At 71.5% G+C, this 21,779-nt stretch carries 15 protein-coding genes and 2 pseudogenes; 9 read left to right on the top strand and 8 right to left on the bottom strand.

Annotated features, from left to right (window positions below):
* Nucleotides 1–3: 3 nt before the first annotated feature.
* The 5 genes and pseudogenes from HDA41_RS30395 to HDA41_RS30415 all read right to left on the bottom strand — a co-directional run.
* A complete protein-coding gene (locus HDA41_RS30395) occupies nucleotides 4–1,356 on the bottom strand; it encodes an ABC transporter substrate-binding protein (protein ID WP_184989592.1) in 1,353 nt (450 codons plus the stop codon).
* 62 nt (nucleotides 1,357–1,418) lie between these two features.
* Nucleotides 1,419–2,720, bottom strand: coding sequence for a sugar ABC transporter permease (locus HDA41_RS30400; RefSeq protein ID WP_184989594.1), 1,302 nt, complete (start codon nucleotides 2,718–2,720; stop codon nucleotides 1,419–1,421).
* Entirely contained in the window at nucleotides 2,711–3,490 is a 780-nt protein-coding gene (locus HDA41_RS30405) for an ATP-binding cassette domain-containing protein (RefSeq protein ID WP_184989596.1), read from the bottom strand. Before HDA41_RS30405 ends, HDA41_RS30400 begins: the two co-directional genes overlap by 10 nt.
* Nucleotides 3,491–3,496: 6 nt before the next feature.
* Nucleotides 3,497–4,585, bottom strand: coding sequence for a substrate-binding domain-containing protein (locus HDA41_RS30410; RefSeq protein ID WP_184989598.1), 1,089 nt, complete (start codon nucleotides 4,583–4,585; stop codon nucleotides 3,497–3,499).
* Between the two features lie 620 nt (nucleotides 4,586–5,205).
* Nucleotides 5,206–7,704: pseudogene (locus tag HDA41_RS30415) on the bottom strand (SpoIIE family protein phosphatase); the annotation flags it as partial.
* A gap of 270 nt (nucleotides 7,705–7,974) precedes the next feature.
* Here HDA41_RS30415 and HDA41_RS30420 point away from each other — a divergent pair.
* Nucleotides 7,975–8,873, top strand: a pseudogene (locus HDA41_RS30420) (aminoglycoside phosphotransferase family protein); the annotation flags it as partial.
* Nucleotides 8,874–8,966: 93 nt separating this feature from the next.
* Entirely contained in the window at nucleotides 8,967–9,410 is a 444-nt protein-coding gene (locus tag HDA41_RS30425) for a DUF1648 domain-containing protein (protein WP_184993857.1), read from the top strand.
* 59 nt (nucleotides 9,411–9,469) lie between these two features.
* Here the strand turns inward: HDA41_RS30425 and HDA41_RS30430 are convergent, their stop codons facing one another.
* Nucleotides 9,470–10,561 (bottom strand): lytic polysaccharide monooxygenase auxiliary activity family 9 protein, encoded by a 1,092-nt coding sequence (locus HDA41_RS30430; RefSeq protein ID WP_184989600.1) that lies wholly within the window; start codon nucleotides 10,559–10,561, stop codon nucleotides 9,470–9,472.
* 318 nt (nucleotides 10,562–10,879) lie between these two features.
* On the opposite strand from HDA41_RS30430, the gene HDA41_RS30435 reads away from it, so the two are divergent.
* A complete protein-coding gene (locus tag HDA41_RS30435) occupies nucleotides 10,880–11,290 on the top strand; it encodes an MmpS family transport accessory protein (protein WP_184989602.1) in 411 nt (136 codons plus the stop codon).
* Between the two features lie 181 nt (nucleotides 11,291–11,471).
* Here the strand turns inward: HDA41_RS30435 and HDA41_RS30440 are convergent, their stop codons facing one another.
* Complete coding sequence (locus tag HDA41_RS30440; RefSeq protein WP_184989604.1) at nucleotides 11,472–12,467, bottom strand: acetylxylan esterase; 996 nt, start codon at nucleotides 12,465–12,467, stop codon at nucleotides 11,472–11,474.
* Between the two features lie 232 nt (nucleotides 12,468–12,699).
* On the opposite strand from HDA41_RS30440, the gene HDA41_RS30445 reads away from it, so the two are divergent.
* The 6 genes from HDA41_RS30445 to HDA41_RS30470 are packed head-to-tail and all read left to right on the top strand — an operon-like array spanning nucleotide 12,700 to nucleotide 19,842.
* Nucleotides 12,700–13,692 (top strand): ABC transporter permease, encoded by a 993-nt coding sequence (locus HDA41_RS30445; RefSeq protein WP_184989606.1) that lies wholly within the window; start codon nucleotides 12,700–12,702, stop codon nucleotides 13,690–13,692.
* The gene (locus HDA41_RS30450) at nucleotides 13,686–14,558 is read left to right on the top strand and encodes a carbohydrate ABC transporter permease (RefSeq protein WP_184989608.1); all 873 of its coding nucleotides are present in this window, start codon (nucleotides 13,686–13,688) and stop codon (nucleotides 14,556–14,558) included. Before HDA41_RS30445 ends, HDA41_RS30450 begins: the two co-directional genes overlap by 7 nt.
* 40 nt (nucleotides 14,559–14,598) lie before the next feature.
* Nucleotides 14,599–16,254, top strand: coding sequence for an ABC transporter substrate-binding protein (locus HDA41_RS30455; RefSeq protein ID WP_184989610.1), 1,656 nt, complete (start codon nucleotides 14,599–14,601; stop codon nucleotides 16,252–16,254).
* A complete protein-coding gene (locus HDA41_RS30460; protein WP_184994201.1) occupies nucleotides 16,251–17,111 on the top strand; it encodes a hypothetical protein in 861 nt (286 codons plus the stop codon). The genes HDA41_RS30455 and HDA41_RS30460 overlap by 4 nt, the downstream gene beginning before the upstream one ends.
* Complete coding sequence (locus tag HDA41_RS30465) at nucleotides 17,108–17,791, top strand: hypothetical protein (RefSeq protein WP_184989611.1); 684 nt, start codon at nucleotides 17,108–17,110, stop codon at nucleotides 17,789–17,791. Before HDA41_RS30460 ends, HDA41_RS30465 begins: the two co-directional genes overlap by 4 nt.
* Complete coding sequence (locus tag HDA41_RS30470; RefSeq protein WP_184989613.1) at nucleotides 17,788–19,842, top strand: beta-galactosidase; 2,055 nt, start codon at nucleotides 17,788–17,790, stop codon at nucleotides 19,840–19,842. Before HDA41_RS30465 ends, HDA41_RS30470 begins: the two co-directional genes overlap by 4 nt.
* On the opposite strand, the gene HDA41_RS30475 is transcribed toward HDA41_RS30470, so the two are convergent.
* Nucleotides 19,788–21,773, bottom strand: coding sequence for an alpha-glucuronidase (locus HDA41_RS30475; protein WP_184989615.1), 1,986 nt, complete (start codon nucleotides 21,771–21,773; stop codon nucleotides 19,788–19,790). The two genes, HDA41_RS30470 and HDA41_RS30475, sit on opposite strands and share 55 nt — an antisense overlap.
* Nucleotides 21,774–21,779: the final 6 nt, after the last annotated feature.

The following is a 21,779-nucleotide window of genomic DNA, read 5'->3' on the forward strand; positions in this document are numbered from 1 at the left end:
GGGTCACCCGCCCCGGTACTTCGCGGCCGCCGCCTGAGCGAGGTCCTGCGACTTGTCCAGGGCCGTGTCCACCGACTGGTGCCCGGCGATGGCCGCGGCGATCTGCTCGGAGACCGCCGTACCGAGCACGGCGAACTCGGGAATGCCCAGGAAGCCGATGCCGGTGTAGGGGCGGGGGGCGACGCCGGGGTTCTTCGGGTCGGCGGAATCGGTCGCCGCCGTGTACTCCTGCCGGTACCAGGCGGCGGCCGCCTGCTGGTACTCGGGGTTGGCGTAGAGCGACCTGCGGTTCCCGGCGGGCGCCGCGGTCCAGCCCACCTCCTGCCCGACCAGCTCCTGGTACTCCTTGGAGGAGGCCCAGGAGATGAACTCCCAGGCGGCGTCCTTGTGGTCGGAGGCCTGCTGGATGCCCCAGGCCCAGGTCCACAGCCAGCCGGCCTTCTCGGTCCGGTCGTGCGGGGCCGGGACGTAGCCGACCTTGCCCTTGACCGAGGAACCGTCGGCCTCGATCGACGAGGCCAGCGACGTGGCGTCGTACATCATGGCGCACTTTCCGGCGACGAACCTGTCGAGGATCTCCAGCACGCCCATCCGTTCGGCGCCGGGCTGGCCGTGGGAGCGGAGCAGGTCGACGTAGAAGCCGACGGCCCTCTTGAACTCGGGTGAGGTCAGGCGCGCGTTCCAGTCCATGTCGTACCAGGCGCCGCCGAAGGTGTTGACGACCGTGTTGATCGGAGCGAGGTTCTGGCCCCAGCCGGGCAGGCCGCGCAGGCAGATGCCGCTCGCGCCGTCGGTGCCGTCGACCTGGGCGGCGAGGTCGGCGACCTGCTGCCAGGTCGGGTTCGGCGGCATGGTCAGCCCGTCCTTGCGGAAGAGGTCCTTGCGGTACATCAGGAAGGAACCCTCGCCGTAGAACGGCTCGGCGTAGAGCCTGCCGTCCTCGCCGGTCAGCGAGGACGCCAGGTTGGGGAAGACGTCGTCCTGGTCGAAGTCCTTGTCCGCCTTCACATAGGAGTCCAGCGGGGCGAGCCAGCCGTTGTCCGAGTAGATCGGCACCTCGTACGCGCTCACGCTGGCCACGTCGTAGGTGCCGGCCTGGGTCGCGAACTCGCGGTTCATCCGCTCCCGCGTCTCGTTCTCCGGCAGCACGGTGTAGTCGACCGTGATGCCGGTCTCCGCGGTGAAGTACTTCTTGGTGAGTTTCTTGAGGGTCTGCACCTGGGGCACGTCCGTGGCGAGCACACTGAGGTCGGCCTGCTCGCCGCCGGGCGGGTCCGTGTCACCGCATCCGGCGAGGACCAGGCCTGCGACGGCCGTGGCGGCCACGGCGGCCCGGGCGAGGCGGCTGCGTTTCATGGCACTCCGGACCCTACCCATTTTCGCCATTTCTTAGGCATTCCCGGATGAAAGGCCATAGCTCAGGGGCGGCCCCGCCGGGCCGACGCGCGTCTGGAGAGCGCGTCGGCCGCGACGGCGGCCAGCAGCACCCCACCCGTGATCATGAACTGCACGGCGTCCTCCACCCCCAGCAGCCCCATGCCCGAGGCGATCGACTGGATGACCAGCACACCGAGCAGCACGGACCAGGGCGAGCCACGCCCGCCGAACAGGCTCGTACCGCCGATGACGGCCGCGGCGATCGCGTTGATCAGCAGCATCCCGGAACCGGCGGCACGGGCCGTCGTGGGGCTCGCCGAGGTCAGGCCCGAGGCCACGAACAGCCCGCCGATCGCGGCCAGCGTCCCCGACACCATGAACATCGCGACCCGTACCCGCTCCACGGCGATGCCCGCCCGCCGCGCCGCCTCGACCCCGCCGCCGAGCGCGTACACCCGCCGCCCGTAGCGGGTGCGGCGCAGCACGTAGTCCGAGACCACGAGGACCACCAGGAAGATCAGCAGCGCGAGCGGCAACCCCTGGAACCGGTTGAGCGTGTGGGCCGCGGCGAAGGTGAGCACCGCGAGGACACCGGTGCGCAGCCAGATCTCGCCCGTCGGCCGGTACGGCATCCCGGCGGCCCGGTGCCGGGCGCGCTTGCGGTGGGCGGCCAGGAAGTACCCGGCCGTGCCGAGCGCCGCCACCGCGTAGGCCACCACGTCGTCATCGAAGTGCCGGCTGGTCAGGGAGGCGACCAGGCCCTCCTCGTCGATGTTGATCGTGCCGCTCGCGCCCAGCAGGTCGAGCGTCAGGCCGTTCCAGATCAGCAGCCCCGCGAGGGTCACGACGAACGCGGGCACGCCGAGCCGGGCGAAGAAGAACCCGTGGAAGGCGCCCACCGCCATCCCCGCGGCGACCGCCACGATCACGGCGAGCCACTCCGGCATCCCGTGGTTCACGTTCAGCACGGCGAACGCGGCCCCCGCCAGGCCGCTGACCGAGCCGACCGACAGATCGATCTCCCGGATCAGCAGCACGAACACGATGCCGACGGCGACCAGACCGGTCCCGACGATGTCCACGCTGAGGTTGGACAGGTTGCGCGGCGAGAGGAACTTGTCGTCCAGCACCTGGAAGACGATCCAGATCACGATCAGCCCGGCGACCACCAGGAGCGGCCCGCGCTCGCCGTCCCGGACAGTGCCGCGCATCTCCAGGGCGTAGCCGCGCAGACTGCCGGGCCAGGCGCGGGTGCGGAGCCCGCGGCCGGGTGCCACCGGCCCCGCGCCGCCGCCCGGCCCGGCCGGTCCGCCCCGCCGTGGCCCGGCCCCGGTCACGGCCACGCCTCCTCGTCGCCCTTCGTGCGATGCGCCACGGCGTTGTCCGCCGCACCGGTGACGGAGGACATGATCTGCTCCTGCGTCACGGTGCTCACGTCGAACAGACCGTTGTTGCGGCCCAGCCGCAGCACGGCGACCCGGTCCGCGACGGCCTTGATGTCGCCCATGTTGTGACTGATGAGGATGATCGCCATACCGCGGTCGCGCACCTCCTCGATGAGGTCGAGCAGATGGCTGGTCTGCTCGACCCCCAGGGCGGCGGTGGGCTCGTCGAGCAGCAGGACCTTGGGCGCGCCCATGAGAGAGCGGGAGATCGCGACGGCCTGCCGCTGCCCGGCGGACAGCGCCGCGACCGGCACGCGCACGTCGGGGATACGGATCGACAGGGTCCGCATCAGGTCGCGGGAACGGCGCTCCATCTCCACCTCGTCGAGGATGCCCACCCGGTCGATCTCCCGGCCGAGGAAGAGATTGCCGACGACGTCCAGGTTGTCGCACATGGCGAGGTCCTGGTACACGGTCGCGATGCCCAGGGCGTGGGCGTCGTGCGGGCGTTTGATCTGCACGAGGCGCCCCTCCCACTCGATGACGCCCCGGTCGGCGGGGCTGACGCCCGAGATCACCTTGATCAGCGTGGACTTGCCGGCGCCGTTGTCGCCCGCCAGGGCCACGACCTCACCGGCCCGGACCTGGAGGTCGACGTCCACGAGCGCCTGCACGCCGCCGAACCGCTTGGAGATGCCGCGCAACGCCAGTACGGGTGGACGGGCCACGGGGGATCACCTCCCTCCCCGGGTGAGCCCGATCCGGTCGCAGGCCGACCGGAGCTTCGGGGTGCAGATCTGGTCGATCGTGTAGACGCCGTCCCGGACGAGCGTCCGCCCGATGGTCTCGGCCGTCACGGAGACCGGGTCGAGCAGCACCGCCGGGACGTCCCGGGTGGTGGGGCTGTCCACGGTCGACGTGACGAGGGCGTCGAGGTCGTTGCCGCGCGCCAGGGCGACGGCCATGGCGGAGGCCGCCTCGGTCTCCTGCCGGAAGGGTTTGTAGACGGTCATGTACTGCTCGCCCTTGACGATGCGCCGCACGGCGTCGAGGTCGGCGTCCTGGCCGGTGACCGGGGGCAGCGGCGAGACACGGGCGCTCTTGAGCGCCGCGATGACGCCGGCGGCGATCGAGTCGTTGGCCGCGAGCACCCCGTCGATCTGGTTGGGGCCGAGGGCGCTGATCGCGGCGGACATGTGGTCGTGCGCGTTCTCCGTGCGCCAGCCGAGGGTGTTGTACGACTTGAGGATCCGCACCCTGTCCTGCAGCACGGACCGGGCGCCGCCCTCGTACCAGGCGGCGTTGGGGCTGGAGGGGTCGCCGTTCACCATGACGACGCCGCCGCCGGCCTTGGCACCCATGCTCTGCAACAGCGCCTCGCCCTGGAGTCTGCCGACCCGGCCGCCGTCGAAACTGACGAAACCCGAGATCGGGCCCTCGGCGAGCCGGTCGTAGGCGATGACGGGGATGCCCGCGCGGTCTGCCGCGCGGACCGAGGAGCGCAGCGCCTTGGGGTCGACGACGTCCAGGATCAGCGCGGACACACCCCGGGTGATCATGGAGTTCATCTGCTGCCGCTGGCTCGCCGCGTCGTTCTCCGCGTTGGCGTACACGACCCGGCAGTCCGGGCACAGCTCCTTCACCCGCTTCTCGATGAGAGGCTTGTCGGACTGCTCCCAGCGGGGCACGGCACGGCTCGGCAGCAGCAGCCCTACAGTGAACCCGCCCTCGCCTTGCCCGCCGTCCTCGGTACAGCCGGCCAGGGCCGCCACCATGACAGCCGCGACGAGCCCGGCACCCACCCGCCACCTCCGGCCCCTCATCCCGGACCTCCCTCCTGGCCGCGGCCTTTCCCCCGAGGGGTGCTCCGGTCGGGGGCCCGGTCGCCGTCGGGGTCCGGGGTTCGGCTTTCGCTCGCGTCCGGGGTTCGGCCTTCGCCTGCGTCCGGGGTGCGGCTTGCGCTCGCGCCCGGGGGTGGGTCCTTGCCCGCGTCCGGGACTCGGCCCTCGTTCGGGGTCGGGTTCCGGTTCCCGTTCCGGCTGCGGAGCTGGTCGCGGTCCCGGTGTCGGCGCGAGGCTCCGCCTTCGGTCCCGTCGGGGGGCCGCTCCTCGCCCGGGTTCGGGGTCGGGTGCGGGTTCCCGTTCCACAGCCGGGACTGATCGCGGCCCCGGTTCCGGCGCGAGGCACGGCCTCCGCTCACGTCCGTGGCTCGGTCCTTGCCCGCCTCCGGGTTCCCGCCCTGGGGCGGGGACTGATCGAGGCCCCGGTTCCGGCGCGAGGCACGGCCTCCGCTTCGGTCGCGGTTGCGGCCGATGCCCCAGCCCCGGTTGCGGCCGATGCCCCAGCCCCGGTCCCGGCCGGGCTCCCGTTCCTCCGTCGGCTCGGCCCACGGTTCCGCTTCCGGTACCGGCTCCGCTTCCGGCTCCCCGTCCGCCTCCTCCTCCCGGCGTGACACGACGATCTCGCTCCACACCTGCTTGCCGCCGCCGACCGGCACCGAGCCCCAGGCCGCCGACAGCGCCTCGACCAGGAACAGCCCCCGGCCGCCGGTCGACTCCCAGTCCACGACCACCGGCTTGGCCGGCGCCCGCGGCGAGGAGTCGCTCACCGTCACCCGCAGCCGGTCCGCGGCCAGGGTCAGGTCCAGCCGCAGCGCGCCCTGCGTGTGCACCAGCGCGTTCGTGACCAGTTCGGACACCACCAGGAGCACGGTGTCGGCCTCGGCCACGACGTCCCACGAACGCAGCGTGCGCGCGCTGAACCGGCGCGCGTGCATGACCGCGTCCGGCAGCCGCCACACCACCCAGCCCGCCCGCACCGGCCGCACCCGCATCCCGTCGTAGCGCAGCAGCAGCAACGCCACGTCGTCCTCCCGGCGGCCGGCCTCGCCGAGCAGGTCGTCGGCCATCCGCCCCGGGTCGGAGGGATCGGCCGCGGAGAGCGCCTCGCCCAGGATCCGCATGCCCTCGTCCACGTCCAGTTCGGCCGACTCGACCAGGCCGTCCGTCACCAGCGCGAGCACCGAGCCGGGCGCCAGCGCCATCGCCGTCAGCGGGAACTCCGCGTCCTCCAGCACGCCCAGCGGCAGCCCGCCCTCGACCGCGATCTCCTCCGTACCGCCGTCGGGATGACGCACCAGCGGGTACAGGTGCCCGGCCCGTACGAACAGCGCGTTGCCCTCCTCCATGTCCAGCTCGACGTAGCAGCACGTGGCGAACAGGTCGGTCTCCATGCCGACGAGCAGCCGGTTGGCGTGCGAGACGACCACGTCCGGCGGATGCCCCTCCACGGCGTAGGCCCGGACCGCCGTGCGCATCTGGCCCATGATCGTCGCGGCTCCGGCGCTGTGGCCCTGCACATCACCGATGACCAGGGCCACCTTCCCCTCCGACAGTGCGATCACGTCGTACCAGTCGCCGCCCACCTGGAGTCCGCGCCGGGCGGGCAGATAGCGGGCCACGGCGGTGCCCCCGGGCAACGCGGGCAGACGGCGCGGCAGCAGGCTGCGCTGGAGCATCGTCGCGAGTTCCTGCTCGGCGTCGTAGGCGTGCGCGCGGATCAGGGCCTGCCCGACCAGCCCCGCGGTCGCCGTCAGCAGGGCCCGTTCCTCGGGCGCGAACTCGTGCGGCGTGTCCCAGCCGACCAGGCACACCCCGGCCACCCTGCCCTTGGCCGGCAGCGGCAGGACCGCGAGCCCGCCGGGGCCGATCCCCGCGAGCCCCGGTTCCAGCACGGCACCCGCCGGCCACAGGCTCATCCGCCCGTCCCGCAGCGCCGCCTGGAGCGTGGGCAGGGCGGTGACCGGCGCGTCGGGCCACTCCGAGCGCCACTCGGAACGCCACAGCTCCGGCCAGGCACCGGCACCCGGCGGATCGAGCACGGTGACCGCCAGCCGGTCCTCCAGCAGCTCGGCGAGCGCCACCCGGTCGGCACCCAGCGGCTCGCGCAGCGCGGCGACCACCACACGGCTGACGTCCCGGACCGTCGTGGCGTCGTCGAGCGCGGCCGTCAGCCACTGGATCCGGGCGACGTCGCTGGCGCTGCGGCGCAGCACGGGAGCCGCGGTCACCACGCCCAGCACCCGCTCCGGGGCGCCGTCGGGCCCTTTCAGCACGCGGCAGCTCAGGCGCAGCCAGCACAGTTCACCGGTGGCCCGGCGGGTACGGAAGTCCAGTTCCCGGCGCCCGGGGGTCTGGGGGGACGGTTCGAGGACCGACAACAGGGCGGGGACGTCCTCCGGGACGCTGTACGAGAGCAGCGTGTCGGTCTTGCCGTCGAAGCCGCCCTCGGGGATGCCGACCAGTTCGAGCAGGGCCGGGTCGGTCTCGACCAGCCCGGTGCCGGGTGCGAGGGCGAAGGAACCGACCCCCAGCGCACGCAGGGCGGAATCGAGCAGGGGCGAGGGGGCGGACCGGTCGGCCTCCCCCCGCAGCCGCCCGGCGACCGCCTCGGCATACCGCTCCAGGAACTCCCGCTGCTCGGCCCCGAACCCCTCCCCGCCCTCTCCCGCCACGACCAGGCATCCCAGCCACCCGCCGGCGGCCCCCAGGGGCACCGCCCCGAGCGGCGCACCGGCGACTCCGCCGACCTGCCGGCCCGCGAGCCACAGCGGCCGCCCATTGCGAAAGGCCTCGACCACGGCAGGCCCACTGTCTCCCGACGCCGCCGCGTAGCCCGGCGCCGGGGCGGGCGAGGTGCCCCCGCCGTGCCGCACACGACTCGGCAGCCCGTACCGCGCCGGCTCGGCACCGGCCGCCTCCACCAGCCGGAGCTCCGCACCGTCCTCGCTCCGTACGTACACCGCCGCCAACACCACCCCGGCGAACGTCAGGACCCGCTCCCGCGCGGCGGACTCCGGCGTGGGACGCGGCGAAGCGGTACCCCCGTTCCCCGGCGCCCGAAGGCCGGGGGCCGCGGTCCGGGCATCGCCGTAGTGGGGCATGTCCGCATCCACCTCCCGTCCATGCCTCGGCTACCGGCAGGTGGGAGTCCCCGGAACTCAGGAGACGACGACGCGGCGGATCCACGCCCCACATGAGCGGCAGGGCACCCACACATCAGAATCGCACACCTGGATAACAGCGACATATGGGACCGACTGGGATCGATGGACCGGCTCGGTCGGCACATCCCGCGTTTTCCGGTCACTCGCGTGTCCGGCGAGCCGCCACCCGGCCTCCCACGAGCCGCCGCCCCGCTAATGTTGCGCCGCATGGCCCACACCGAAACCGAGATCACGGCGGCATTGATCAAGGAGCTGCTGCGCGACCAGCCCCCCGACCTGGCCGATCTCCCTGTACGGCTCGGCGCGCGCGGCTGGGACAACCAGCTCTGGCGCCTCGGTGACGACCTGGCCGTCCGGTCGCCCTGGGCCACGCAGTCCGCCGACGCGCCGCTGCGCAAGGAGCACACCTGGCTCCCCTCCCTCGCCCCGCACCTGCCGTTGCCGGTCCCCGTCCCGCAGCGCCTCACAGAGCCCTCCGAGCGCTTCCCGCGGCCCTGGATCGTCACCACCTGGGTGCAGGGTGAGCCCGCCGACCGCGCCCCCGCCACCCGCCCCGCGGAATCGGCCGAGGCGTGGCCGCGTTCCTGACGGCTCTGCACCGCCCCGCTCCCCGCGACGCGCCCCCCGGCCGTGGCCGCGGTGGCCCCCTGTCCGACAGTGCCGAGTCGTTCGCCCAGCAACTCGCCTCGGCCACCGAGCTGGGACTGATCCCGGATCCGGAGGCGGTCCGCGCGGTCTGGGAGGACGCCGTGGCCGCTCCCGCCGGTGTGGCTCCACGGCGATCTGCACCCTGCCAACATGCTCACCGCCGACGGCACCTTCTGCGGCGTGATCGACTTCGGAGACCTCTGCGCGGGCGACCCGGCCCTCGACCTCGCCGCCGCCTGGATCCTGCTGCCGGACGGCCCCGCCGACCGCTTCCACGACACCTACCGGCCGGCCCGGACCCCGCGACCCTGCGCCGCGCCCGCGGCTGGACTCTCCTGCGCGCCCTCGCCTGCATCCTCATCGGCGAGGCCGGCGCCCAGGGCCGTCCCGGCGGCAAGCCGACCTGGGGCCCACCGGCCCACACCGCCCTGCGCCGCATCCTCGCGACGGCGGGCCGCCAGGGGGTGCCCGGCCCAGCTGTTCCATTCCGGCAAGAGCAACGACACGAAGAACAACGACACGAAAAACAACGACACGAGGGGGAGAGCCAGATGTCCGTCATCCGCAGGGGCGCCCTGACCGCCGCCCCGTTCGCCGTCGCCACCGCTGCCTACGTCGGTGCGTTTCTGGCGAGCTACGACCGGCTGCCCGGGCGGATCGCCACCCACTTCTCGGGGGACGGTGCGGCCGACGGCTTCACGAGCCGGGCCACCGTGCTGTGGGTCGGCGGTGGCATGCTCGTCGGTCTCGGACTGCTGTTCACCGTCCTGGCCCTGGTCTCCAAGCAGAGCTCGAAGTCGAGGCTGACCGCCGCGGTCGGCGCCGGCACGGCCGTCACGCTCGGCTACCCGTTGGTCCTCACTGTCCTTGTCAACACGGACGTCCAGAACCCGGCTGAGGTGCAACTGCCCATGTGGCACGTGGCTGTACTGCTGCTCGCGGGCGTGGCCACGGGCGGGCTGACCTGGTGGCTGATGAGGCGCGGGGAAGCGTGAAGCCGGGGACCGAACGGGCCCGGTGACCGACGCCCACCGGGCCCGCCCGAAGCGATGGATCAGCCGACCCGGCAGGGCAGGCTCGTCGTACTGTCACCGCCCGATCCGGAGACGGTGTAGCCGAACGTCGCGCTCTTGCCCGGATCGAGCGAGCCGTTCCAGCCGGCGTTGTGGACCATCACCGACTGGCCGTTGTAGGTGGCGCTGCCGCTCCACAGGTTCTCGATCCGCTGGCCGGACGGCAGCGTCCAGTCGACCATCCAGCCGAGCATCGGGACGGTGCCGGTGTTGGTGACGGTCACCTCGGACTGGTAGCCGCCGTTCCAGCTGCCGGTCGTCTTGCGGGTGGCCGTGCAGGTGCCGGGCACCGGCTCGGACGGCGTGCCCGGCTGCTTGATGCCGGTCACCTCGCCGTTGCCGCCGTCGAAGACGACGTCCGAGCAGGAGTAGAAGGTCTCCTGGCTGTCGGAGCGCTGCCAGACCATGTAGATGATGTGGCGGCCCGACTTGCCCTCGGGGAGCTTGCCGGTCCAGGAGTAGTTGGCCTCGACCGTGCCCGGGGAGCCGTTCAGCGGCGGGTGGTCGACGCTCAGGAACGGCCGCTCCTCCATGTCGTTCCAGGTGAGCGTCTTGGTCGGGTCGAAGCCGTCCTTCGTGATGTAGACGTAGAACCAACCCGGGTGCGCCGCCCAGGCGTTGTACGAGAAGTCGACCGTCGCGCCCGAGGTGAGGTGGGTGAGCGGCCAGTCCTTGCTGGGCGTGTCGAACCCGGTGAAGTTGGTATTGCCGCCGCTGCACAGCTCGCCGTCCGGTACGAAGCCCCGGGTGCGGCCGGCGCCGTCCGAGCGGAGCACCGAGAACCAGTTGTAGAACGGCGTGGTGCCGCTGGCCTGCTGCGCGGCCCGGCACGCCGGGTTGACCGGCTTGATCTCACCCGTGTCGGTCAGACCGTCCTGCCAGCACAGGAAGGTGCGGCTGCCGGGCTTCATGGGAGTGCCGTGCGCCTCCGCCTCACCACCGGCCGTCATGACCAGGCCGAGGGCCGGAACGGTGACGAGCAGGGAGAGCAGGACCAGGAAGAAGGCTCTGGCCCGGGCAGGGAGTGCTGATCGGCGAATCGGGGGTCCCCCCGGGTTTCTTGTCAGGATCATGACAGCATCGTCCGTTCCTTGAGGTACGGGCCTGTGGATGCGTGTGCGCGGATGCGCGGGGTGGGAGCGACTCGAGGGCGGGTTCCGGTCCACCGTCATGGGAGCGCTCCCACCCCGCTGTTGCGGAAGTTAGCGCCGAGCGGCGCAGTTGTCTACGGCTGCGGCGCAAGAGCGCCGGTCAGGACGGACGGGCGTATGGGCCGGCGCACATCGCCTCACCGGCGCCTGGCGAACTGGTCTCGGGATTGCTGCAGTTGACTTTGCCTTCCTCTCACGGTTGGCTGCCGATCCGACCTTTCATGATCCGGGGGGATCCCTTTGAACCGCGCCATCCGTGCAACCGCCGTCGCCGTCGCCGTCGCCGGCCTGGCACTCGGTCTCAGCTCCTGCTCCGAGGCCGTCGACCAGGTCGACAAGGCAGTGGACGAGACGTACGAAGTCACCTACGAGGTCACGGGGAAGAACATCGACTCGATCGAGTTCCACGGCGGCGGTGGCAAGGCCATGGAGCCGAAGGTCGAGTCGGTGTCGAAGCCCGAACTGCCCTGGAAGAAGACGGTCACGCTGCGCGGCATCATGCCCGCGGCGGTCATGCCGGTCGCCGCCGACCCCGAGGGTGCCCAGGTCACATGCAAGATCATCCACAAGGGCAAGGTGATCGAGGAACAGAGTGCCGATGGTCTGGTGACCGCCGGCGGCTGCACCGCGGAGTCCCCGGTGGGGAAGTAACTCCGACGGGAGGTAACCCCGAATCGCGGGCCTTGAGGCGGGCCGGCGACCCGCACCCGGAGTTCCCGGCCGGACCTCAGGTGGACGACCTGAGTTCCGGCCGGACCTCAGGTGGACGAACCGAGTTCCGGCCGGACATCAGGCGGCGAACTCCGAGCGGTGGTCGCGAACCGTGCGGTCATCACCCCTCGTCGCCCAGCACTTCCCGCGCCCAAGCCAGTTGACGCCGCACCTGCACCGCGTCACCCCCCTCGTGCCCGTTGAACGGATACGCGTGGATCTCCTTGCGCGGCTCCGTGCCGGTCAGTTCGGCATAGCGGTTGAACGCGGCGTACGCCCCGCTCGGCGGGCAGACCGTGTCGCGCAGGCCGACGCCGAAGTGAGCCGGAGCCAGCGCGCGACGGGCGAAGGAGATGCCCTCGACGTAGGAGAGGGTGCGGTAGGCGTCGTGCTCGGCCCCCCGGCGGACGGAGAGGTAGGACGCGATCTCCCCGTACGGGCCCGCGTCCGTGAGGTCGAGCGCGCGGCGGATGCCGCACAGCAGCGGGGCGGTGACGAGCAGCGCCGCCAGGTCGGGGACGAGTCCCGCGACGGCGAGAGCCAGGCCGCCGCCCTGGCTGTTGCCGACGGCCACGGTCCGCGCGGGGTCGACGCCGGGCAGCTCCCGCACCGCCGTGACCGCGCGCACCGCATCCGTGATCAGACGGCGGTAGTGGTAATCCTCGGGAGCGAGCAGGCCGCGTACCGCCGGGCCGGGGCCGCCCGGGGCGGTGGCGTGCGGGTCGGGGGTGTCGCCGCCGCAGCCGTACTCGTCGCCCTGGCCGCGATTGTCCATCAGCAGGTGCGCGTACCCGGCGCTGACCCAGGTGAGGCGTTCGTGGGGGAGGCCCCGGCCGCGCCCGTACCCGGCGAACTCGACGACGGCGGGCAGGGGTTCACCGATATCGGCCGGCCTGCTGAACCAGGCACGCACCGGGTCGCCCGCGAAGCCCCGGAAGGTCACGTCCCAGGTCCGCGCCAGCCGCAGGCCCGTCTCCACCGGCCGCACCGACACCAGCGGGTCCGTCTGGCCGGCCTCCTTCAGCGTGCGCAGCCAGAACGCGTCGAAGTCGGCGGGCTCCCCGACGTCCGGGCGATGGCGCTCCAGTTCCGTCAGCGGCAGGTCGAACGCGGGCACGGCGGCACCTCGCAGGAGTCGGTCGTCATCCAGAAACTTGCGACGGACAACGGGCGGCAGGTCGCTGGGTCCTACCCAGGTTTGATGCGATTCCAACGCGGCACATACGCCCCAGCCGACTGCCGCAGTACCCATTGACAGCGCTTTCTGCTGCCCTTAAGTTGCCGCGAAGTTACCGGTAAGAGCTCGAAAGTTTCGGTTCCGCGTCCCATGCCCACGGGAGGCCCGAGCAATGAGCACGTCCACCACATCGGCCCCGCCGGGCACCGAGGACCCGCCTGAGGCCAGAGCCGCACCCCGACGCGGCAAGCCGGACCCCGCCTGGACCGGCTGGCGGCGGGCACTGCGCCGCGACTGGCAGTTGTACTCGCTGGCGATCCTGCCGCTGCTGTTCTTCCTGGTCTTCCGCTATCTGCCGATGATCGGCAACGTGATCGCCTTCCGGCGTTTCGAGCCGGGCGGGTCGATCTTCGGTGAGGAGTGGGTGGGGCTGCGCTATGTGCAGATGTTCCTCAGCGACCCCACCTTCTGGCAGGTGTTCCGCAACACCCTGTGGATCGGCGGGCTCACGCTGCTGTTCTGCTTCCCGGTCCCGATCGTGCTGGCGCTGCTGCTCAACGAGGTGCGCCGACGCTCCCTGAAGCGGTTCGTGCAGTCGGTCTCGTACCTTCCGCACTTCCTGTCGATCGTGATCGTCGCGGGCATCACCATGCAGATGCTGGCCAGTGACGGCCCGGTCAACCACATGCTCGGCTGGTTCGGCCACGAACCGATCCGCTTCATCCAGGAACCCGAGTGGTTCCGCACCATCTACGTCGGCTCGGAGATCTGGCAGACCGCCGGCTGGGGCACGATCCTCTACCTCGCCGCGCTCACCACGATCGACGAGGACCTGTACGAGGCCGCGCGCATCGACGGCGCCAACCGCTGGCAGCAGATCTGGCACGTCACCCTGCCCGGCATCCGGCCCACCATGGTCACGCTGCTGATCCTCAACATCGGCGCGTTCATGGCGGTCGGCTTCGAGAAGGTCCTGCTGCTGTACAACCCGCTGACGTATCAGACCGCCGACGTGATCTCGACGTACGTCTACCGGTCCGGTGTGGAGTCCAACAGCTTCAGCTACGCCGCCGCCATCGGCCTCTTCGAGGCGATCATCGGCCTGATCCTCATCACGTCCGCCAACCAGCTCTCGCGCCGCACAGTGGGGACCAGCCTGTGGTGAAGCCGAGTCGTTCCTACCGGGTCTTCCAGGGCGTCAACGGGGTGGTCCTCACCCTCGTCGTGCTGGTGACCCTGTACCCCTTCGTCAACATCCTCGCGCGGTCCTTCAGCGGGGAGCGGCAGATCCGGGCCGGTGAGGTGACCCTGCTGCCCAAGGGGTTCAACCTCACCACGTACGAGATCGTGTTCCAGGACGCGATGTTCTGGCGGAACTACGGCAACACCGTGCTGTACACGGTCGTGGCGACGGCTGTCGCCATGGTGCTGACGACCTGTTACGCCTACGTGCTGTCGAAGAAGCACCTCAAGGGCCGTGGCCTACTCGTCGGGATCGCCGTGTTCACCATGTTCTTCACCGGTGGCCTGATCCCCAACTACATCCTGGTCACCAGCCTCGGCCTGAAGAACAGCGTCTGGGCGATCGCCCTGCCCAACGCGATCAGCGTCTTCAACCTCCTGGTCATGAAGGCCTTCTTCGAGAACCTGCCGACCGAACTGGAGGAGGCCGCGCAGATCGACGGCCTCAGCACGTACGGCATCCTGCTCAGGATCGTGCTGCCGCTGTCCAAGGCGGTCGTCGCGACGATGGTCCTGTTCTACTCGGTGTCCTTCTGGAACTCCTGGTTCAGCGCCTTCCTCTACATGGACCGGACGGATCTGATGCCGGTCACCGTCTATCTGCGCAACCTCATCCAGGGCGCCACCGGCGGCGGCAACGCCGGCGCGGGCACGGAGCAGCTCAGCCAGGTCGGCGCGAACATCCAGTCGGTGACCATCGTCCTCACCGCCCTGCCGATCCTCTGCGTGTACCCGTTCGTCCAGCGCTACTTCGTCTCGGGCGTGATGCTCGGCGCGGTCAAGGGCTGACGCCGCCTCCTCAACTCGCCTACGGAACAAAGGAGTCTCCGTGCAGAACGCAGGACAGCTGTCGCGGCGCCAGATACTCGCCGCCGCCGGCTTCATCGGCCTCGCCACCCTCACCGGCTGCGGCAGCTCAGACGACGGAGGGGACGGGAAGGACCTGTCGAAGAAACAGAACGGGGCGATGAAGAACTACCGGGCCGGGCAGCGGTTCAAGGCGGCCGAGCCGCTGTCCTTCTCGGTGCTGCACAACAACAACCCGGTCTACCCCATGAAGGACGGCTGGCTGTTCTGGAAGGAACTCACCAAGCGCACCGGCGTGACCCTCGAACCGGTCGACGTCCCGCTGGCCGACTACGAGAAGAAGCGCAGCGTCCTCATCGGCGCGGGAGACGCTCCCTTCCTGATCCCCAAGACCTACCACCCCTCCGAGGTCGCCTTCGTCTCGTCGGGCGCGATCCTCCCGGTCAGCGACTACGTGCACCTGATGCCCAACTTCCGCGAGAAGGTGCGCAAGTGGAAGCTGGAGCCCGAGCTCGACTCGATCCGCCAGTCCGACGGCAGGTACTACCTGCTGCCCGGACTGCACGAGAAGGTCAAGTCCGGCTACTCGCTGTCCTTCCGCACGGACGTCCTCGACCGCCACGGCCTGAGCCTGCCCACCACCTGGGACGAGGTGTACGACGTCCTCAAGGCGCTCAAGGAGGAGTACCCCGGCACGTACCCCTTCTCCGACCGCTGGAGCACCAACACCCCGTTCCCCTGCGGCGCCCTGTTCGGCTACCTCGGCCAGGCCTTCGGCGTCCGGGCCGGATGGAGCTACGACAACATCAGCTTCGACCACAAGGCGCAGAAGTTCGTCTTCACCGGCGCCCAGGACGCCTACCGCCAGATGGTCGAGTACCTGCGCAGGCTCGTCGCCGAGAAGCTCATGGACCCCGAGAGCTTCAGCCAGACCGACGACCAGGCCGTGCAGAAACTGCTCGCCCAGAAGTCCTACGCGATCAGCGCCAACCCCCAGGAGCTGGTGCAGCACTACCGCTACAACCTGGAGAAGCAGGTCGACGGCGCCAAGATCGAGATGGTGCCGGTGCCCCTTGGACCGGCCGGCCCGGTCGTGCTCGGCGGCACCCGCCTGGAGAACGGCGTCATGGTCGCCGGCAAGGCCCTCAAGAGCGACAGCTTCGTCGCGATGATGCAGTTCCTCGACTGGCTCTGGTACTCGGACGAGGGCCAGAAGTTCTGCAAGTGGGGCGTCGAGGGCGTCACCTACACCGAGTCCGGCGGCCGGCCCCGGCTGAAGCCCGGCATTTCCCTCATGGGCTCCGACCCGGACGCCGAGAAGGACCTCCAGAAGGACTACGGCTTCTTCAACGGCGTCTTCACCTACGGCGGCAGCTGGGACCTGGTCTCCTCCTCCTTCAGCCCGGACGAGAAGAGGTTCCAGGACGCGATGACCCAGCGCGAGCAGCTGCCCATCGACCCGGCCCACCCGCTCCAGTCCTTCGAGCAGGAACAGGCGACCCTCTGGGACACCCCGCTCAAGGACACCGTCATCCAGAACACCCTCCAGTTCGTCCTCGGCAAGCGCCCGCTGTCCGAATGGAACGCCTACCTCGCCGAACTGAAGTCGAAGAACATGCAGCAGCTCGTCGACCTGCACAACAAGGCGTACGAGCGGTTCAAGAAGGAGAACGGGTGATCCGCGTCCCCGACGCGCCGACCTGCCACCTGACCGACACCGGGCGACGCCGCCTCGGCACGGCCCGCGTCGACCTCGCCCCGCGCTGCGACTACCAGGACTCCATGGAGTTCGGGCGCACCCGGCGGCCGGCCGCGGACGCCGGCTGTGTCGACTTCGCCCTGTGCCGTGATTCCCGGGACTCCGAGGACTTTGGGTGCGCCTGTCGGCGGCTGGTCGCCGGTGTCGGCCGCGTGGATCTCGTGCTGCGTCGCGGCTGCCGGGATTTCGCCGTGCCTGCGCGCGCCTGTCGGCGGCTGGTCGCCGGTGTCGGCCGCGTGGATCTCGTGCTGCGTCGCGGCTGCCGGGATTTCGCCGTGCGTGCGCGCGCCTGTCGGCGGCTGGTCGCCGGTGTCGGCCGCGTGGATCTCGTGCTGCGTCGCGGCTGCCGGGATTTCGCCGTGCGTGCGCGCGCCTGTCGGCGGCTGGTCGCCGGTGTCGGCCGCGTGGATCTCGCCCTGCGCCGGGGCTGCCGGGATTTCGCCGTGCCTGCGCGCGCCTGTCGGCGGCTGGTCGCCGGTGTCGGCCGCGTCGATCTCGTGCTGCGTCGCGGCTGCCGGGATTTCGCCGTGCCTGCGCGCGCCTGTCGGCGGCTGGTCGCCGGTGTCGGCCGCGTCGATCTCGCCCTGCGCCGGGGCTACCGGGCCTCCGCCGTGCCTGCGCGCACCCATCAGCCGCTGACCCCCGACGCCGACCGCGGCGCCCCGCCCCCGACCCCGAGCCGCCACGAGGTCAGCCTCTTCGAACTCACCCCGGTCGCCGACGAGACCCCGCCCTGGTGGGACGAGTGGCGCCTGCACGGCCGGGAGGCGGCATGAGTACCGTACGTACCTCCGACTTCGGCACCGGAGCCCTCTCCCGCGCCTCCGCCCTGATCCACACCGTTCTCACCGTCGAGGCGCTGCTGCTCCTCGCCGCCTCCCCGGGCCTGGCCGGACTGCTCCTGGTCGGTCCCGACCCCGCCAACCTCCCCCTGGCGGCCCTGTGCCTCCTGCCCGTCGGGCCGGCCCTGTCCGCCGCCCTCTACGCCCTGCACCACCGCAGCCGCGACCTCACCGAACTGCACCCGGCCCGGGCCTTCCTGCGCGGCTGGCGACTCAACGCCGTACCGGCGCTGAAGCTGTGGGCACCCCTGCTGGCCTGGCTGACGGTCATCACCTTCACCCTGACCCACTTCTCCGCCACCGGCCTGCCCGGCTGGTGGGCGCTGCTGCTCGCGGCGATCGGCGCCGGCTCCCTTCTCTGGGGCGCGCACGCCCTCGTCCTCACCTCGCTGTTCGCCTTCCGCGCCCGGGACACCGCCCGCCTCGCCGGGTACTTCCTGTTCCGGCACGGCCGCGCCACCCTCGCCGCGGCCTCCCTGCTCGTCCTGGCGGCAGCGCTGACGGCCCTGCTGACCGAGGCCCTGCCCGCCCTGCTGGCCGCCCCGCTGCTGCTGTCCCTGCTGCACGGCAGCCGCGCGGTGATCACCGAGACCCAGGAGGACTTCACGGCATGACCGCGCCCCGCACGCCGAGGATCCCGTACGGCGGTGACTACAACCCCGAGCAGTGGCCCGGGACCGTCTGGGGCGACGACCACCGCCTGTTCACCCAGGCCGGCATCGACACCCTGACCGTCGGCGTGTTCACCTGGTCCCTGACCCAACCGGCCCCGGACACCTACGACTTCACGGTCCTGGACCGCATCCTGGACCGTGCCGCAGCAGAGCACCGTCAGGTCTGTCTGGCCACCGGCACCGCCGCCCTCCCGCCCTGGCTCGCCAAACGGCACCCCGAGGTCAACCGCACCGACTTCGAGGGCCGCCGCCACCGCTACGGCCAGCGCCACAACTTCTGCCCCAGCGCACCGGCGTACCGCGAGCACGCCACCGCACTGGCCTCCCGCCTCGCCGAACGGTACGCCGACCACCCCGCCCTGCTCGCCTGGCACGTCAACAACGAGTACGGCGGCGTCTGTTACTGCGAGCTGTGCGCCGAGGCGTTCCGCGCGTGGCTCCGCGACCGGCACGGCACCCTCGACGCCCTCAACGACGCCTGGTGGACCACCTTCTGGTCCCATCGCTACACCGACTGGGACCAGATCGAGCCGCCGAACGCCCTCACCGAGCACTGGCGCGGACCCGACCACACCGCCTTCCAGGGCATCACCCTCGACTACTTCCGCTTCACCACCGACGCCCTCCTCGGCTGCTTCCTGGCCGAGAAGGAGGTGATCCGCGCCCACGACCCCGACACACCCGTCACCACCAACTTCATGGGCACCTTTCGCCCCCTCGACTACCACCGCTGGGCGCCCCACCTCGACTTCGCCTCCTGGGACAGCTACCCGCCCCTCGACGCCCCGCCGACCCGCCCCGCCCTCGCCCACGACCTGATGCGCGGCCTGAAGGACGGCGCCCCCTTCTGGCTGATGGAGCAGACGCCGTCGACGACGGCCTGCCGGGACGTCAACCCGCTCCGGCGTCCCGGCGAGCTCCGCCTCGCCACCTTCCAGGCCATCGCCCACGGCGCCGACGCCGCTCTCTACTTCCAGATGCGCGCCTCACGGGGCGCCTGCGAGAAGTACCACGGGGCGGTCATCGGCCACGCGGGCCGCGACGACACCCGGGTCTTCCGCGAAGTGGCCGCACTGGGACGGGAGCTGGAGTCCCTGGGCGACCGGACCCTCGGCGCCCGCACCCCGGCCCGCACGGCCCTCCTCTTCGACTGGGACAGCTGGTGGGCCCTGGAGATCTCCGACGGCCCGTCCCGGCTGGTCAGATACCCGGACGTGGTCCACGCCTACTACCGGGCCGCCCGCGAGGCCGGCGCCGACGTGGACGTGATCCCGCAGACCGCCGACCTCACGCCCTACGACGTGGTGCTCGCCCCCGCCCTCCACATGGTCAAGGGCGACCTCGCCACCCGCCTCGAAGAAGTGGCCGCACGCGGCGGCACGGTCCTGGCCACCTTCCTCTCCGGCCGCGTCGACGAACACGACCGCGCCTTCCTCACCGACGTTCCCGGCCCGCTCGCACCGCTGATGGGCATCCGCGTGGACGAATGGGACGCCCGCCCACCGGAGTTCACTCAACCGATCCCCGAACTGCCCGCCGAAGCACGGCTGGTCTTCGAGATCGTGCTGCCGCAAGGCGCCGAACCGGTCGCCACCTACGGCACCGACTTCTACGCGGGCACCCCCGCCGTCACCCGCAACCGCTTCGGCGACGGCGAGGGCTGGTACGTCGCCACCGCCCTCGACCAGCCGGGCGTCGACGAGGTCGTCCGCCGCGTCCTGGCCCGCCACGACCTGCTCGGCCCCTACACCGACCACCCCGCGGTGGAGACCGCCACCCGTGTCGCCCCCGACGGCACCCGCCTCCTCTTCCTCCTCAACCACGCCCCCGAACCGGCCCGCCTGGCCGCCCACACCACCGCCACCGACCTGCTCACCGGCAAACGGGTCGAGCAGGGCGACCCCTTGGTCCTCGATCCCCTGGGCGTGGCGATCCTTCAGTGGACGCGGCGCCCTCGCTCGTCCGGTACCCCCGACTTGCGGAAGAAGTAGCTGTTGATCTGGTCGCGCCACTCGCGGGCGCTGCGGAGCTGCTCCTCGTACCGCTCCGCCACCCGGGCGTGCCGCCCCGGCTCGACCAGGTCCGCGAGGCCCGCCCACACCCGGCGGGCCTCCTCTACTTCCGCCACGCCCTCGAAGTGCGTGTCGTAGATGTGCTGGATCACCGTCTTGCCGCTGTGAAGTGTGTGCCCGTAGGACACGTGGTGGAAGAACAACAGCAGCTCGTCGGGGCAGGTGCCCGGCGACTCGTACAGCTCGGCCCACGGCTTGGCGTACTGCCCGGCGTACCCGGTGCCGGTCGCCACACTGCGGTCGACGCCGATGCCGTCCCGGTCGGCGAAGTGGTAGGTGCCCCAGGGGCTGTACTCGTAGCCGTCGACGTTCGGCCCGTAGTGGTGGCCCGGCTGCACCATCCATCCCACGCCGAGCGGAGCGGTGTACTTCTCGTACGTCCGCCACGAGCCGTCGAGCACCGCGTGCAGCCCGTCGGACAAGCGCTCCGGGGCCTTGGGGAAGGTCAGCCCGATCCACTCGTCGAGCACCTCACGCGGCTCGGCGTCCGGCCGCCAGGCGAGCCGTCCGAAGGTGTACAGGTTGGCCTGGGCGAGGGGATGCCCGGTCCAGAACGGATCGTCACCGGCGTTGGACACGCCGACCAGCCCGCCCCGCGCCCGTTCCCCCACGGACGACTCCGGGTCGTGCCGGAACCGCAGCACCTCGCTCCACATCGGCCCCAGCCAGCAGACGTGCCGCTGCTGCCCGGTGTACTCCTGGGTGACCTGCACCTCCACCGCCAGCCGGGTGCGCGGCATCGCGCCGATCAGCGGCGAGACCGGCTCGCGCACCTGGAAGTCCATCGGCCCGTGCTTCACCTGGAGCACCGCGTCGGCCGCGAACTCGCCGTCCAGCGGCACGAAGTGGTCGTACGCGGCCCGGGCCCGGTCCGTCGTGCGGTCACGCCAGTCCTGACGGTGGTCGTAGACGAACGCCCGCCAGTGGACGGTGCCGCCGTACGGCCCCACAGCGGCGGCCAGCAGGTTCGCCCCGTCGGCGTGACTGCGGCCGTACGCGAACGGGCCCGGCTGGCCCTCCGAGTCGGCCTTCACCACGTACCCGCCGAAGTCGGGGATCGCCTCGTACACCCGCCGTGTCGCCGTGGCCCACCAACCCCGCACCGCCTCGTCCAGCGGATCGGCCGTGGGAAGTCCGCCGAGCACCACCGGCGCGGCGAAGGACACGGACAGGTGTGTGCGGACCCCATAAGGCCGCAGCACATCGGCGATCGCGGCCACTTCACCGATCCGATCGGTCAGCAGGTGCGCCTCGGTCTCGTGCACGTTGACGTTGTTGACGGCGACCGCGTTGATCCCGCACGCCGCCAGCAGCCTGCCGTACGCCCGCACCCGCTCCAGGTCGCCGCGCGCCCGCCCGTCCTCCCAGAACAGCGAGCCGCCCGCGTACCCCCGCTCCACCTGGCCCATGACCGGGTGCACGGCGACGTTGTCCCAGTGGTCCAGCATGCGCAGGGCGAGCGCGGGGCGATGCGTCTCCCGCGCCCACGCGCCGGTGAACGCCGCCTCGCCGAGCCGCACGACGTGGAACAGCCCGTACAGCAGCCCCCGTCCGCACGTTGCGGTGACGGTCGTCGTGCCGCCCTCACGCGCGCATGTGAAGCCCTCCTCGCCGAGGCCCTCTCCGCCGAGGTCGAGGACCAGGTCGTACGCGCCCTCGCCCGGCTGGGCGTCCCGTACGACCCGGCCCCCGAACCGTCGGCAGGCCTCCGCCACCTCCCCGTGCACCGTCTCCGCCGGCGGACCCGATCCACGGATCAGCGTCCGCCGGCCGCCGACCGCCCGGAAGGCGGCGGGCGGCAGCCAGGCCGGGTCGACCCCCTCGGGCAGGACGGGCACGGGAAGCGGCATGGGACC

The sequence above is a fragment of the Streptomyces caelestis genome, assembly GCF_014205255.1.
Taxonomy (GTDB): Bacteria; Actinomycetota; Actinomycetes; order Streptomycetales; family Streptomycetaceae; genus Streptomyces; species Streptomyces caelestis.

Excerpts from the sequence above, each read along its gene's own strand:
- HDA41_RS30475 (WP_184989615.1), bottom strand. The coding sequence starts at position 21,773 with ATGCCGCTTCCCGTGCCCGTCCTGCCCGAGGGGGTCGACCCGGCCTGG.
- HDA41_RS30395 (WP_184989592.1), bottom strand. The coding sequence starts at position 1,356 with ATGAAACGCAGCCGCCTCGCCCGGGCCGCCGTGGCCGCCACGGCCGTC.
- HDA41_RS30425 (WP_184993857.1), top strand. The coding sequence starts at position 8,967 with ATGTCCGTCATCCGCAGGGGCGCCCTGACCGCCGCCCCGTTCGCCGTC.
- HDA41_RS30470 (WP_184989613.1), top strand. The coding sequence starts at position 17,788 with ATGACCGCGCCCCGCACGCCGAGGATCCCGTACGGCGGTGACTACAAC.
- HDA41_RS30430 (WP_184989600.1), bottom strand. The coding sequence starts at position 10,561 with ATGATCCTGACAAGAAACCCGGGGGGACCCCCGATTCGCCGATCAGCA.
- HDA41_RS30445 (WP_184989606.1), top strand. The coding sequence starts at position 12,700 with ATGAGCACGTCCACCACATCGGCCCCGCCGGGCACCGAGGACCCGCCT.
- HDA41_RS30465 (WP_184989611.1), top strand. The coding sequence starts at position 17,108 with ATGAGTACCGTACGTACCTCCGACTTCGGCACCGGAGCCCTCTCCCGC.
- HDA41_RS30410 (WP_184989598.1), bottom strand. The coding sequence starts at position 4,585 with ATGAGGGGCCGGAGGTGGCGGGTGGGTGCCGGGCTCGTCGCGGCTGTC.